A 16,021-nucleotide genomic window follows, 5' to 3' on the forward strand; every position below is an offset into this window, starting at 1 on the left:
CCGGTCATTGGTACGAGATCCGGCTCGTACACCATCATCGTGGACGTAACCCGGTGGGGCATCTGGCAGACGGAAGGACCGTCTACTGCACTCGAGTGGCTCGCACCGACGCTTACGTGTGGGCCTACACCCCTGACCTGATGCCAATAGACCCGAACGGCCGCAAGTACACCTGTGACAGCGTGTGCCGCTATCCGGATGGTTCCATTGCTCCGAACTACCTCCGCTGTGGAACTCTCTGCGGGGAACCGCCCACGTCTGGGGACATTCAGTCGGGTTTCTACGACTGTTTCAGTTCCGGGCTGAGTTATGAGGAGTGCCGCACACGCTCGCCGCGCTGACGGGGCACCATCAGTCGGGCGCCGGTCCCGCCGCGTCCCGCGGACCGACTCGATCGATGGCGACGAGCGAGAGATAGGTCGGCCGACGGAGCGAGCACGAGGTCCCCGAGTAGGGAACTGTCGCGGTTGGGTGATAGCTGAGCAGGTATGTTCCGACAGGTAACGGTTGTCCGTTTTCGATTTTGGGACAGCCTAGTTCTGGCATGTGGACTATTGAAACGGAGCAGCCTCGGATGGCGTCACCAACAACGGAGCTGAGCAGTCCACAGTTGCCGGAACATGGACAAGTCGTCGAGGTACGCGGTTCGACGTGGGCGGTCGCCAACGTTCACGCGCAGGGTCTTCCGCGCAGTCCAGCAGACGACGCTACCGCGCAGCTCAATCACGTGGTGGATCTCCAGTCGCTCGACGAAGACCGACTCGGCGAGCAGCTGAGCGTGGTGTGGGAGCTGGAGGTCGGCCACACTGTTACGCCCGCACAGGGTCTGCCGGACCGCATCTATGCCGAATCGTTCGACGATCCGACCACCCTCGCCGGGTTTGTCGACGCCATGCGCTGGGGTGCGGTGACCTCGGCGGATCCGAACCGCTACCAAGCACCGTTCTGGTCGGGGGTCAACGTCGAGGCGTACCAGCTCGAACCGCTGCGCCGTGCGCTCGGCGCCCCGCGCACGAACCTTCTTCTCGCCGACGACGTGGGCTTGGGCAAGACGATCGAGGCCGGGCTGGTTATCCAGGAGCTGCTCCTGCGCCACCGGGCACGAACGGCCGTGATCGTGTGCCCGCCGAGCCTGTCACTGAAATGGCAGGACGAGATGCGCGACAAGTTCGGCCTGGACTTCACGATCGTCAACAGCGATCTGATGGCGCAGGTCCGCCGCACCCACGGACTGCACGCCAATCCGTTCCTGATGTTCCCGCGGGTGATCGTGAGCATGGCCTGGCTTCCCCAGGTCCGTGCGCAGCGGCTGCTTCGCGACGTCTACGCACAGGCTGGCAACCCGAAATCGGGCAAGCGTTTCGCTTTCGACCTCCTCGTGGTGGACGAGGCACACCATGTTGCCCCGTCGAGCCCGTCAGCGATCGCAGGCGGCCGCGGGTATGCCGTGGACACCCAGCGGACCGTTGCGGTGCGTCAGCTGGCCGACAAATGCGAGCACCGACTTTTCCTCAGCGCCACCCCGCACAATGGGCACCCGGAGTCCTTCACAGCCTTATTGGAGATGATCGACCCGCGGCGGTTCTCCCGCGGAGCACTGCTGGACTCCAAAGCGCTCGCGGACGTCACCGTTCGTCGACTCAAGCGCGACCTCACAGGCAAGGGCTTCAAGAACCGCAAGATTCGTACCTTGCCTTTCACACCGTCCGCCTCCGAGCAGGAGATGTTCGCCCTCCTCGACCAGATCGTCACCAAGAGCGCGAAGCTCAACGGAACCAAGCCCAGTGGTGACATCGTCACGATGCTGCTGAAGAAGCGGTTCCTGTCCAGCCCCTTCGCGTTCGGCATGACGCTGAGCAACTACCTCAGTTCCAAGGCCGGTCGCGGTCTGTCCGACGACGACTACGACGACGTCTTCGGCGAGGGCCAGTCCGACGAAGAAGAGGGCCTATGGGAGCAGGACGAGGCCGAACGGCTGCGCGAGTCGAAGGGCTCCGACCCACTGTGCGCCGCTGACCCCGGTCAACTAGAGCTCCTGGTGGACTGGGGACTCGGCTATGAGAGCCGCGCCGACTCCCGCCTCGACGAGCTCCTCGCATTCCTTGACGCAGTGTGCCGCCCGGACGGCAAGTCCTGGACGAACGAGCGCGTCGTCATCTTCACCGAATATGCCCACACCGTCGACTGGCTCACCCGTGTGCTGACGCAGCGCGGCTACGCCGACGTACTCGCTGTCATTCAGGGCTCCACCGATCCCGAAGAGCGCGAGTACATCCGCTCCCAGTTCACCGAGGACCCCTGCAAGGAACCGGTGCGCGTGCTACTTGCGACGGACGCCGCCGGCGAGGGGATCGACCTCCAGACGCATTGCCACCGGCTGGTGAACTTCGACATCCCGTTCAACCCCTCCCGTCTGGAACAGCGGATCGGCCGCATCGACCGATACGGGCAGACCGAGGAGCCTCAGGTCTTCCACTTCCTACCCGACACCGAATCGTCGACCTACGCCGCAGACGCGGGCTTCATGGCGCGCATCGCGAAGAAGGTGGCGAACGTCGAGCAGGACCTGGGCTCGGCGAACCAGGTGATCGGCGGGGAGATCCAGCACCACTTCACCCGCCGGGCGCCAGCGCGAGTGAAGGCCAAGGGTGTCGACCCGAACGCAGTCATCAACACCGCACTTGCCGGCGGTATGGAACTCAACGCTCGGTTGACCCAACTGGAGCAGGGCTACGACGCTTCGCGAACCGAGATGCACTTGGATCCGGCGAACCTGCGCCGGGTGGTCGACACCGCGCTGCGGATCAACCACCAGTCGCCACTCGTTTCCAACCATGTCTTCGTCGAGGACACCGACGCCGAGGTGTTCGAGGTACCCACGCTCTCACCGGGCTGGCACGGCACCCTGAGGGGACTTGACACCCGATTGAACCCGGGGGTGTTGCGTCCCATTACGTTCGACCCCGAGGGCGCCGAGGGGCGCAACGATCTGGTGTACGTCCACCTAGGTCACCCGATCGTGCAGAAGGCCCAACGTCTCCTCCGCCGATCATTGTGGAGCGTCGACTCACCTTTGAACCGCGTCACCGCGGTGGTGGTCGACGATCTGCCCGAGTCGTTCGTCGCGGCGGTCACCCGCATGGTCCTCGTTGGTAGGGGCGGCCTGCGCCTGCATGAGGAGGTCTTCCTCGCCGGCGTGCGTCTGAAGGGGCGCCGCGCGATGGCCGAGGAGAAGGCCGAGGCGGCACTCGACAAGGCGCTCGACGGCGAAAACCTCATGCTCGCGGACCAGCGGGTACGCGACCAACTCTGCGACATCTGGAACGTCCCGGACGCGCCGCTGCGCGTGCGCCTGGAGGAGTCGATGCAGGCCCGCGCCGCTCGGCGCCACGAACTCGTGATGGAGCAGCTTGCCAGGCGGCAAGAGGCGGATGTGCAGCGCGCCAAAGAGATCTTCGCGGCCTTCGGCATCAATCTGCGTGACTCGCTCAAGGTCCTCAGGGCTGCCGAGGAAGAGTCGCAGATGATGCTCTTGCCCGACGACCAGCAGCGCCAGCGGCGCCGCGACATCGAGGCGATGAGCCGCCGCCTCGAGGAACTGGACGACGAGGAGAGGCGCGAGATTGCCGCGATCACCGACCGGTACGCCGACGTCAAGCCTCACACCACCGCAGCCGCCGTGGTCTTCGCATTGACCCGCACCGACGCCGAAGGATGGGTGAACTGATGGCACGCCCGACACGGCGCCACATCTCGACGACCAATGCCGCCGAGCTGCATCGCGGATGGCTAGAACTAGTCGACAGCGAGGGACCGTTCCTCGCCATCCCGCCGCTCAAGCGGGTCTGGCCGAACGGCATCCCCGACTTCAGGAAGACACACCCGGATCGTTTCGACGTACTCGTCGACGCCCGCAAGGACTTCGAGGCGGCATGGGAGGCGCTCGACAGTAACCCCGACAGCGAGACCACGATCGATGCCTATCGAGCCGCCCGGGATGTGTGGATCGAGACCGTGCTGCGCGAGGTCGCCGGGTGGGCCGAGTCTCTATCGTGGGGTGAGGTTCCCGGCGTACAGGCACAGTCACCGAACCGCATCGTCACCGTCGGAGCGCAGGCGGCGCTCCATGGCGCGGACGGCATCGGCGCCTTGGTGCACGTGGTCGACCCGGTCGACTCGCTCCGGCAGACACCCAGCGACATGTGGGCCGCTACCCCCGTGGACCGCCTTGAGGCACTGTTGCAGGAGAACAAGGTCGAGATCGGCATCGTCACCGACGGACGTTGGTGGGGTCTCGTTTGCGCTCGTGAAGGCAGCATGTCCGCGTCCGGCATCGTCGACGCCCTCACCTGGATCGAGGAACCACGCACCCGCGACGCGTTCCTCACCCTGATCGGTCGCCAACACATCATCGGTGGCGACCCGGCTGAACGCCTACCGGTGCTGTTCGAGGAATCCGTGGCCGCGGCCGAGGAGATCACCGAGGCTCTCGGTGCTCAGGTACGCCGAGCGGTCGAGTTGCTCATCCAGTCGTTCTCGGAGTCCGCTGCCGACGCTCGCCGGCGTGGCTTGCCGGATCCGCTCCCGGCCCGCACTCACGACACGTACGAGGCCGCAGTCACCGTAATGATGCGCGTCGTGTTCCTGCTGTTCGCGGAGGAGCGCGGCCTGCTGCCTACTGGCGAGTTATTCGAGCAGGGGTACGGCATTTCCCGCGAGTTGGCCCGACTCGTCGCGCGCGAGAGTGAGGAGAGCGAAGAGGCACTCGACGCCACCTCGCTGACATGGCACCGCCTGCTCGCGACCAGCCAAGCTCTGTACAGTGGCGCGTCATTCGAGGGCCTGCGTATGCCCGCGTACGGTGGCTCACTGTTTGACCCGACCAGGTTCCCGTTCCTCACCGCTACCAACGAACAGGGGACCCTCGCGGTCACCGTGTCCGACCGCGTCATGCTGCACGTTCTGCGGTCGGTGCAGCTCGCCATCCTCAAAGGCGGTGAGGCTCGCCAGATCTCCTTCCGAGACATCGACGTCGAGCAGATCGGCTACATCTACGAGGGCCTTCTCGGATACACGTGTGTGACAGTCGACGAGACCTACCTCGGACTCATAGGTAAGACCGGCGAGGAGCCGGAAATTCCGTTGTCGACGCTTGAGGATTTGGCTACCACCAACCCCGAGCCGAAGAAATTGGCAGCAGTTGTCCGCGCTTGGGTCGAGGAGGATCAGCCTTCAGCGAAACCACCCTCCGCGGCCGCCATTGCCAAGGCGATCAACGCGGACGTCGACCCGAGCGTGGTCAGCGCCCTAACCCAGGCTGTCGGCGATGACCACGAACTGCGTGAGCGCGTCCGCCCCTGGCTCGGTCTCATCCGGCGGGACCTGCGCACGCACCCGTTCGTCGTGCTGGCAGGCGGGCTTGTCGTCAAGGAGACCCCGTCACGAAAGAACGCGGGCGCCCACTACACCCCCAAGTCGCTCGCCGAAGAAGTAGTTCTCCACGCGCTCCAGCCGCTGTGTTATTCGCCCGGACCGCACCAGACGGCCGACAAGGCCGCGTGGAACCCCATGTCTTCCGACGAATTGCTCGATCTCAAAGTCGTCGACATCGCCTGCGGATCCGGGGCCTTCCTCGTCGCCGCTGCCAACTATCTGGCGGATCGGGTCGTCGAGGCGTGGGTTCGTGAGGATCCCGCCAACGAGCATCGCAAGAATCTGCGACGACGGGCTATCCGCCAAGTTGTTGCAAACTGTCTCTACGGTTCGGACATCAACGAGATGGCTGTAGAGATGTGCAAACTTTCGCTGTGGCTCGTCTCACTCGACCGCGACCTGCCGTTCTCCTTCGTCGACGACAAGGTCTTCCTCGGCAACTCACTGCTCGGTCTTACGAGCCTTGAGCAGCTCCGCAAGCTCCACATCGATCCGTCACGTGTTGAGTCCACAGTGATGATCGACTTCTATGACGTCGACGTTGACACGATCATCCGTAAGGCGGTCGACCTCCGCCTCCGACTCTCCACCGAGATCGACGAGGACGATCCGGCACGGAACAGTGCAGCGAAGCGGCGGCAGCTTATGCAACTCCGCGATATCACGGCCGAGCTCCGGAAGATTGCCGACGGGGTAGTCGGTGCCGGGTTGCTCCTCGGAGGAAAGCCCGGAAGGGCACTCGACGAGGCGTATGAGAATCTGCGCATCGCGGTAAAGGCAGCCCACTCGCACACCGGCAAGTCCGATCCGACGTTCCTAGATTCGATTATCGCTCGGGGGCTCACGCCTACGGTGCAAACTGACTACGAGCGATGGCAACCACTGCATTGGGTTCTTGAGGCTCCAGACGTAGTTCTCGACCACGGAGGGTTTGACGCGGTTATTGGTAATCCGCCGTTTGTAGGTGGATCCAACATCACCAGTGCAATTGGCAGCAACCTACGTGATTGGTTGGTTGAGCAGGTCGCTTTCGGTCGCCGCGGAACTGCAGATCTCGTTGCCTACTTCTTCTTGCGTGCTGCGACTCTTGGGGTGAGTCGGTTCACACTGGGCCTCATTGCAACAAATACGATCGCCCAGGGCGATACGCGAGCCGTAGGGCTTGACCAGATGGTCGGACGCGGCCTGAGGCTGACTCGGGCAATCCAGAGTGCCGCGTGGCCAGCGAGTAGCGCGACATTGGAGTACGCCGCAGTATGGGGAACGAGCGCAGATGTTGCGACTGAAGCGGTGCGGATGGCGAACGGCGAACCGTGCGGTCGCATATCAACACTTCTTGAAGCCGAGGGGCGTGTCGAAGGAGAGCCACGCAGACTCCTCGCCAACACTGGCAACGCATTCATAGGAACGTACATCCATGGCACAGGATTCACGCTCGCCCCAGATCTGGCGCAGGAATGGATTCGCCTTGATGGCGACACCGCACGAGTGCTACGGCCATACCTCAATGGAGAAGACCTCAACTCGTCGCCGCAGTTGTCACCTTCGCGCTGGGTCGTGGACTTTACTGGGATGACTGAGCCAGAAGCGAAGCGCTTTAGGTACCCGTACGAGCACGTTAATGAGAGGGTACGACCCGATCGACAACGGATGACGGGCGATCTTCGCGACCGCTGGTGGCTTTACAAGCGACCGGCGCCAGCAATGCGGTCAGCGACCGCCTCAATGAGAGAGGTGCTGGTTATTACGCGGGTCAGCAAAACTGTGATGCCTGCTCGCGTCAGCGCCAAACAAGTCTTGAGCGATTCGCTGACAATATTTGCGACCGATTCTTACGCGGATCAGGCGGTCCTTTCAGCGACTCCTCACCAGCTCTGGGCGATAAAGTACGGATCTGGAATGCGAAGCGATCCGCGCTATACCCCATCGGATGTCTTCGAGACGTACCCCCGCCCTATTCACTCAGAGTGGCTGGAGCAAGTGGGGCGGACACTCGACGAGGAGCGGCGGGAGATCATGCTGCGTCGCGATCTCGGGCTGACGAAGCTCTACAACCTCGTGAATGATCCGGGCATCGCCGATGCGGTCGACCCGGATGTAGCGCGTATGCGGGCGATTCACGTCGAGTTGGACAGAGCGGTGATAGACGCATATGGCTGGTCAGACCTTCAACTCGATCACGGATTCCACACGTACCGACAAATGGAGCGCTGGACAGTCAGCCCGGCTGCGCGGGTTGAGATTTTGGATCGCCTGTTGGAAGAGAACCACCGCCGCGCCGCAGCCGAGGCAACCACCAGCAGCAGCGGCAACAAGAGCCGAAAGTCCAAGCGTGTGGCAGAGGGGCAGGAGGAACTGTTCGCATGAGTGGCGTGACCACAGGCGCGGGACCGGAGGCGTCCTACGAGCTGAACTTCGAACCGGATGGCACGTCATTCACGGTGCGCGAGAACCTCATCGACATCCTGGAGCGTGAGCTCCTCGGGCCGATCCACGGTCCGGAGGAAGAGCTCCCCTTCAGTCCCCGCTCGCAGTATCTCGTGGGCCACATTGCACCGGTCAAGCTGAACGGTGCAGCACTCAAGGACGATGATTCCGACGGCGCGGCCGAACGGGGCCACCTGGTCGAAGCGCGAATGGACGATGACGCCGCTCGTGAGCAGCGCGGGGTTCCCGCCCACGCGGCCGATGAGACCGAGGCCGACGCTGAGGACGACGACGCCGAGGACCGCACACCGAAGCAGGGGTTGATGATCCCGGCATCAATGGGATTGCGGTTCCAGGTGCCCTCTGAGTTGAAATCATTCACGGTCACCGCGTCCTGGGGTACCTACGAGACAGTCGAGACCGACAAGGTGACCAAGGCCGGACGGCCGGTGCGCCACTACCAACGCACACCAGTCCAGGAGCCGCGCACGATTCGGCTCGCTGACCTGACGTCCGGCCGGACCGCCACGATTCCGCTGCGCGAATCGATCTGCCTGCGCGTGGACCGCTACGACGACCCTGCATTCGGGCGGGTGCTGGTCGAGATCGCGCTGTGCAACGACCGCGAGACTCCCATGCCGATCCCGGTGAGCATGTGGATGTTTCAGACCAACCTGCGGGTCGACGCGGGCGGTGCCGAAATGTTCCTACCCGTACGCGACGTGCTGGAGCAGGACTGGCCGGAGCACGACGAGGAGGTACGTCGGCTCAACCTCCAATACCTCAACCGTCTGGAGTTCGCGATCGGTCGCACCTGCTCGGTCGACTGGGTGGTCAGAAAAGGCGCGCGACGAGCGACCGAGGTGTCCACCACGTGGCTTCCCGTCGCGGAGACACCGCAGACGCGAGCCCGGTCGGTGAAGGACGCACTGCTGTCGATGGACGCGCTGTCGACCGTCACCCCGGAGGAGCTGCGCGCGGGGCTCGACCCCCTGGTTGCGGGCTACGGCGCTTGGATCGACCAGCAAGAGGCAACCGCCAAAGGGCTACCCGCGCACTTGCAGGCCACGGCCGAGATAGTGCTGCGAGAGGCGCGGCAGGCGCACCGCCGGTTGGTTACGGGTCTGGAACACATGGCGACCGACCCCGAGGCGCTGCGTTGCTTCCAATTCATGAACCGCGTGATGCGTGACCAGCGACTGGCCTCACAGGTCGCGGCAGCACGCGCATCCGACGCCGCAATGACGATCGAGCAGGCGCGGGCCGACGTCGCCGCCAAGGGCACGGGTGCCGCGTCATGGCGTCCGTTCCAGCTCGCGTTCATCCTGATGCAGCTGGGCGCGTTGACCGATCCGACCGAGCCACTGCGCAGTGCCGAGCACCTGGCGCGGGTGGAACTACTGTTCTTCCCCACCGGTGGCGGCAAGACCGAGGCCTACCTCGGCCTGGCGGCGTATACGTTCGCGATCCGCCGACGGCAAGGCGTCATCGACTCCGCCGACGGACCGCTCGACGGCCGCGACGGTGTCGCGGTCCTGATGCGATACACACTCCGGCTCCTGACCGCTCAGCAGTTCCAGCGCGCGACGACACTGATGTGTGCGGCCGAGCTCGCCCGTCGGGAAGATGAGGCGACGTGGGGTGTCGAGCCGTTCCGGATCGGCCTCTGGGTCGGAACCGACGTGAGCCCCAAGCGGTTCGAGGAAGCCGACGAGCAGCTGACCAAGGCCAACGAGTACGGCTCACATCGGCTCACGGTGCTCCAGATTCAGCGGTGCCCGTGGTGTGGCACCCCGATCACGGCCGCGCAGGTGAAGGCAGACGCCACCGTGCGCCGGGTGTTCGTGTACTGCGGGGACGAGCTGGCACGGTGCCCGTTCGCCAAGGGCGGTGCGGTCTCCGAGGGTCTGCCGGTGCTCACGGTGGACGAGGAGATCTACCGGCTGACGCCGGCGTTCGTCATCGCCACCGTCGACAAGTTCGCCCGGCTCGCCCGCGAGGGCGAGGCCGCGGCGCTGTTCGGGTATGTCAGTCGCCGATGCGGCCGGCACGGCTACGTGCATTCTGACTACACCAAGTGCGACATCACCACCACGCACCCGGCCAGCAAGGACGGGCACCCCGCGGCGACCGTGCGGCCGGTCGGGCGGCTCCGTCCGCCGGACCTCATCATCCAGGACGAGCTGCATCTGATCACCGGCGCGTTGGGAACATCGGTCGGCTTGTTCGAGGTCGCGGTCGAGACGCTGTCGTCTTGGGAGGCGCCCAACGGCAAGCCGGTCAAGCCGCTGATCGTTGCGTCGACCGCGACCGTGCGCAACGCCCAGGAACAGGTGCGCGGACTGTATGGCCGGCAGGTCGAGATCTTCCCTCCGCAGGTGCTCGACGTGGCCGACACGTACTTCTCCGAAGAGGTCCCGATCGACCGAGACAACCCCGGACGCCGCTACGTCGGGGTGAGCGCCCAGGGGGTGCGCCTGTCGAGTGCCGAGATCCGCGTCGCCGAGGTCCTGCTGTCCTCGGGACAGTTGCTGTTCGACCGCGCAGGCACCGCAGCGGACCCGTACATGACCCTCGTCGGCTACTTCAACGCCACCCGCGAGCTGGCGGGCATGGCCAGGTACATGGCCGATGACGTGCAGAACCGGGTCAAACGCCCCCGCAAGGACTCCGGGTTCCCGTCCCGGCTCGGGGCATCATTCGGGTTGCTCAACGTGGGCGAGCTGACCTCGCGCATTGCGTCGGCCGAGATCGGCCGCACCCTCGACCGGCTCGGCCTCGAGTTCGACCCGGGTTACGACACCACCGACGCGTTCCGGGCGCGACTCGCCGCGCAGGACACGGGCAAAAAGATGCCGGCACGTACCGAGATGCCGTTCGACGTCGTGCTCGCGACCTCCATGCTCCAGGTCGGTGTCGACGTCCAGCGGCTCGGCCTGATGCTCGTGGTCGGGCAGCCGAAGAACACTGCGGAATACATCCAGGCGTCCTCTCGCGTCGGCCGTGACCCCTCGGATCGGCCCGGACTTGTCGTCTCGCTCGGCAACTGGGCCAGACCGCGCGACCTGGCGCACTTCGAACAGTTCAGGCACTACCACGAAACCTTCTACGCCCAGGTCGAGGCACTGTCGGTCACCCCCTACTCACCGACCTCGCTCGCCCGCGGGATCGACGGCCTGCTGGTGAGCGTCGCACGCGTCATCCAGGCCGCCCACGCCGACGGGCTCTCACCCGAACGCGACGCATGGCGGATCAAGGACCAGCGGTCCGCCGTCGAGACGATGGCAGAACGGCTCAAGGTGCGGATCGCAGCTGCCGCGCAGAGCGATGACGCGACCAAGCGTGCCAGCGACCTGTTGGTCAACCGCATCGACCGGTGGGCCGAGCGAGCCAAGCGCGCGGCCGAGATGAGCAAGACCCTCGTCTACGAGCGCACCGGTGAAGGCGACAAGTACCTGCCGCTCATCATCAGCCCGGAGAACGCCAAGGCGTCCGTGGGCGGATCCATGGAGGCACCGTTCGTGATCGCCAACTCGATGCGTGAGGTGCAACCCGAGATCAATCTGCTGGTCAGCCCGATTCCGGAACGCCTGTTCGCGCGGACACCCGAGGATGCACCGACATGGTCTCTGCCGTCTGGGGAGGATGACTGATGACCGATACCGTTTCTGCAGAGTCCGGGTTTCCTGCCGAGATGCTCCGCGATGCGTCGGACACGCTCGACCCGCTCGCCGACGCCGAGGAGGGTGTGGTCAAGAACCGCGCCAAGGTCGGCTCGGCGCGCCCCTCGTCGCTGCTCTACACCTACGGCCCCGGCGCGATCATGGACCTGCCCGGCTTCGCCGTCATGCCCGCGGGACTCGACGACTGGGCGCCCATTTGGAAGCGGCGGGAGCACATCCCGAGCATCCTCGAACCGCGGCTGCTCAACGTGGTCCGGCTCCACCTCGGACCTCAGGTTGACGCGCTGCGGCCGTACCCGTGGCAACCCAAGCAGGGGGCAATGTCGAAGGAGGGCGCCGATCTCGGCATTCCGGCCCGAGTGTTTCCGCAGTGGTTCCGCTGCACCGGGTGCGACTATCTCGGTCCGCTGCCGCGGTTCAGTTACACCAATACCCACCCGTTCCGGCCCGACCTCGCCCAGTTCACGCATAAGGGCTGTCCGGGCCGCGGGCGACAGCGGCCCGGTACGCCCAGCCGTAAACGTGAGAGTCCCGCGGTCCCGGCGCAGCACCTGTTGACTTGCACGAACGGACATTTGGATGAGTTTCCCTACACCCTGTGGGTGCATCGGGGTGCCAAGTGCCCCAAGGCCGAACTGCCTGACCTGAAGATGCGCGACGCCAACGTCGGCAAGAGCGTTGGCTCGACCATCCTCTGCGCCTCCTGCGGCGCCACCCGCGGCATGGCCGAAGCCCAGGGAGCAGTGGGGCGCGACAAGCTCCCCCAGAAGTGCCGCGGCCGTCATCCGCACCTCGGCGCCTTCGACAGCGAATGCGGCGGCCGCCCCACCCTCATCATGATGGGCGCCTCCAACCTGTGGTTCGCGTCCACGCAGTCGATCATCGTCATGCCCCGCACCGACGCCGAGGAGAAGGAAGCCCTCGCCGCCCGACTCCGCGTCGAACTCGGCGTCGACCAGGTCAAGCAGTTCGGGAACCAGGTCGAGGTGATCCGCGCCCTGGCCACGGCCAAGAACATCGACATGTCGGACGTCACCGACGACGACCTCAATACGGCCATCGCCGACGTGCTCGCCCCCGCGGACTCCGAGGAAGTACGGCAGGAGAAGCTGGCGGCGTGGGACCCGGTCGAGCTGCTCGTGCCGGAATGGCGGTACTTGCAGAAGCCCGCGTTGTTCCCACAGCAACAGAACTCCAGCGGTCTCATGGTCACCGAGATGCAGCGCGGACCAGAGCTGCATCCCAGGATCAGCCGGGTCGTTGCGGTCAATCAGATGAAGAAGGTCAACGCCGTCCTCGGCTTCACCCGGCTCGACGAAATGGACCGGGTCAACGACCTGACGAGCCGCCTGGTCAAGCTCACTCGCAACGGCAAACCCTCCTGGGTTCCCGCCACCGAGGACCGCGGCGAGGGGGTCTTCCTTCAGCTCGACCTCGATGCGGTCGCCGCATGGGAGGACAACATTCTCGGCACGGGCCTGTGGGAGGCCCACCGGGCCGCGCATCGGAACAACTTTCAGCGGCGATTCTCCGAGACCGCCAAGCAGGTCGACCCCGACACCCGGTTGCCGGCCCCGCGCTACTGGCTGCTGCACACCCTCTCGCACATCCTCATCCGCGAGATGGCGATGTCGTGCGGCTACGGCGCTGCAAGCCTCAGCGAGCGGATCTACGGATGGACCTCGACCCCGCAGCGCGAGGCGGCTGCGGGATTGCTCATCTGTACGACCGCCTCCGACAGCGAAGGCACACTCGGTGGCCTGGTCGCACTCTCCGAGCCGACCCGGCTCCAGGGCCTGGTCGTGTCGGCCTTACGCCGAGCGGCACGGTGCTCATCAGACCCGGTGTGCGCCATGCGAACCCCAAGCGATCCCGAGGACTTCCTGCATGGCGCCGCATGTCACTGCTGTTCGTTCGCGTCCGAGACCTCCTGTGAGAAGGCCAACCGTTTCCTCGATCGGCGCTTCCTGCTGAACCTCCCGACGGTCACGGGCGATTCCGTGCCCGGGTTCTTCGGGAATGTCGATGCCCTCTGACCCGTTTGGCGCGCTCGGGGAGTACCTCACCGCAAATGAAGCCATCGGGCTCGCAGTGCTACTCGAGGCCGGAGAGCACACCGCGCACGCGCTGCGATCCATCAACGCCGCGCGCCGCGAGCATGTCGGGAACTTACTGTCGGGAGGCGGGCTCGGTCACGCCGAACCCGCACTGTCCGCTGCGGTGCTGCGAGCGGTCGCGGGAGCGAAAGCGGTCCATCGCCAACTCGTCCCGGTGTGGACGATGCCCGGTAACGAGGCCACCGTCGGCCATCTCACCGGCGAGTTCCATCGCCTCGTAACCGGAGCGCGGCTGTCCGTGACGTGCGCGACGTACAACTTCACAAAGAACTCCAACATGTGGCATGCGCTCAGACTCGCCTCCGCGCAACCAGGTGTCACCGTCTGCGTGTACGTAGACTCCGAAAAGGGCGACTCGGACAAAGTAAAAGCCCAACTGCCACTGGCTACGGTCTACCGATCGGCGCAGCTCAGTGACGGTCGTTCGATCGTGAGTCACGCCAAGTTCGTCGTCGTAGACCATGAGATCGTTCTGCTGACCAGCGCCAACTTCTCCTACAGCGCAGAAACCCGCAACATCGAATTCGGACTCCTCATACAGGACAGCGGACTTGCCACCTCGATCGAATCGACGATGTCGAGCAAGCATGGGTCGCTGTATATGCTCACCGAAGACTGAGACCAGACTGGCGCCCCGCCGGCCCCGACCATGAATCTGTGAATATATGTCAGCAGGATCGCGGTCGCAGCGGAGTTTGCAACTCTATACGGAACCTTCGAGAACTGGCCCAGCGGTGATCGTGATTTGAACGCTGTGTCCCAGCGGTGGACCTTCTGACCGGTGATGCACAGCAAGTTGGGTTATTCGCCCGGCGTCGACATCCCACGGATCTAGCGGACTACGACCGAGCAACCCGCCCAGGCCATCGATGGTTGGTTTCCACAGGTTGGCCCAAGTGCGCGGTAGCCCAGTCACATAGGCGATATGTAGAGCGACTGGACCGTCTGGGACGGGCGTCAACCCAGCAACAGCGTCACGAATCTCTTCTTTGAACTGGGGTTTTGCGTATGATCGGCGCGTCAGCAGTGTCACTGTCTGTCCCGCGTTGGATGCCGGGATCGGCACAGCAGGCCCAACCGTGACCGTTGAAAAGCCCGCGTGCTTTTTAATACACCACACGCTTGCGAACTGTTGTCCGATCACGTGGTTCAACCTCTCTATGAGAGGAAAGGCATAACTATCCAGACTCGGCTGCTGGAGCAGCGGCCTGGTTGAAGGGAGGCCAACATCCAGGCGGAGTGCAACGGGACCGGAAAGCCCAGTTAGTGCGGGAGTCAGGAGGTCCTCACTGTCATCCAGATACCGGATCATTTGACGCTGGTCTCGTGAACTTAGTCGCCCTGAACTCTGCAACACTGGTCTCACTCGCAAACAAGTTCCTTCACCCGCTGGACTAGCAAAGCTGGGTACAGGCAGGGTCATAGGGTGACGGTACCGGAACGCCAACAGGTCACGGCGTGGTTGGGTTACCGTAGTGAGGTGAGTGATGTGACGCGGGCCGCTTGTGCGGATCACCTCAATCTCCTTGCAGGAAGGCGTTACTGAGTTCCGAATCGACCGATGCCGTAACCCGGACATGCAGAATTGGGCGTCCGGTCCGGTAGCGCTTGCCGCTATTTCGGCGAACGTGCCGCTGTCCAGACGGCGTGGTCGATCTCCCACGCTGTCACGCGTCGGCCCAGCTCGGAACTGACGCGGTCCGCGACGCCGCTCAACAGCGTCCGTGCTTGGGCGGGCGTGGTGTCGACACCGTGAGTGGCCAGCCAGCGCAGCACCATGCGATCCGGCTTGATGGTGTCCTCGTCGCCGATGAGCATCCACAAGTAACCCCGCCGCACGCCGGCGGCTCCCTCGCCGGGCACCCGGCGCAACGCCGTCTCGACGGTGTCGAGGCGGACTGGATCGGCCAGCAGCTCGCGCCCTTCCTGCAGGGTTCGCACGTCGTGGTCGTGCAGGATGCGGGCGTAGCGCAGCGCGGCGTCCGCTTTCAAGATGCCGCCACGTGTCGAGGTTCGCTGTTTGTTGGTCGCGCGCACCAAACCCGCCTCGTCGGGATATCGACCCAGAAACTTACCGAGCGGCAGAGGGTCCGGTGCGTCACCAGTTGCTTGGCCTACCGAGGGCTTCGTGATGTCGAAGTCGGTGGCCACCCGGTGCACGAGCGGAACGACGACGGTGTCGTACCGCGCACCGATGCTGTAGACCGCGTCGAGAATGCAGAACGCCAAGCTCACCCAGCGCCGTTGCCGTGGCTGCGGATCGAGATCTCGCACCGCGGCCGCAATCCGATCCATCGCATCAGCATCGCTCACGACAAAGCACGTTATCTGACATTCCATCGGTTTCCCTGGATCATGCGC

The 16,021-nt window shown here is 64.5% G+C and carries 6 protein-coding genes; 5 read left to right on the forward strand and 1 reads right to left on the reverse strand.

The genetic code is table 11. The features are described from left to right. Nucleotides 1–574 precede the first annotated feature (574 nt). From drmD to drmC, 5 genes are read left to right on the forward strand one after another with little or no spacing between them, the layout of a single operon-like run. On the forward strand, nt 575–3,727 hold the full coding sequence (gene drmD, locus QM806_RS33565; RefSeq protein ID WP_283294169.1) for a DISARM system SNF2-like helicase DrmD: 3,153 nt from the start codon (nt 575–577) through the stop codon (nt 3,725–3,727). Further along, on the forward strand, nt 3,727–7,800 hold the full coding sequence (locus tag QM806_RS33570; RefSeq protein ID WP_283294170.1) for a DNA methyltransferase: 4,074 nt from the start codon (nt 3,727–3,729) through the stop codon (nt 7,798–7,800). Before drmD ends, QM806_RS33570 begins: the two co-directional genes overlap by 1 nt. Then, nucleotides 7,797–11,513, forward strand: a complete 3,717-nt coding sequence (drmA, locus tag QM806_RS33575) for a DISARM system helicase DrmA (protein WP_283294171.1) — start codon at nt 7,797–7,799, stop codon at nt 11,511–11,513. Before QM806_RS33570 ends, drmA begins: the two co-directional genes overlap by 4 nt. Then, nucleotides 11,513–13,579: an MrfA Zn-binding domain-containing protein gene (gene drmB / locus QM806_RS33580; RefSeq protein ID WP_283294172.1), complete on the forward strand. Its 2,067-nt coding sequence runs from the start codon at nt 11,513–11,515 to the stop codon at nt 13,577–13,579. The genes drmA and drmB overlap by 1 nt, the downstream gene beginning before the upstream one ends. Next, entirely contained in the window at nt 13,569–14,279 is a 711-nt protein-coding gene (gene drmC, locus QM806_RS33585; RefSeq protein ID WP_283294173.1) for a DISARM system phospholipase D-like protein DrmC, read from the forward strand. The genes drmB and drmC overlap by 11 nt, the downstream gene beginning before the upstream one ends. A 995-nt stretch (nt 14,280–15,274) precedes the next feature. Here drmC and QM806_RS33590 read toward each other — a convergent pair. Continuing rightward, the gene (locus QM806_RS33590) at nt 15,275–15,973 is read right to left on the reverse strand and encodes a DUF8548 family protein (protein ID WP_283294174.1); all 699 of its coding nucleotides are present in this window, start codon (nt 15,971–15,973) and stop codon (nt 15,275–15,277) included. Nucleotides 15,974–16,021 lie beyond the last annotated feature (48 nt).

It is taken from the genome of Rhodococcus sp. IEGM 1351, from assembly GCF_030056875.1.
GTDB lineage: Bacteria > Actinomycetota > Actinomycetes > Mycobacteriales > Mycobacteriaceae > Rhodococcus_F > Rhodococcus_F opacus.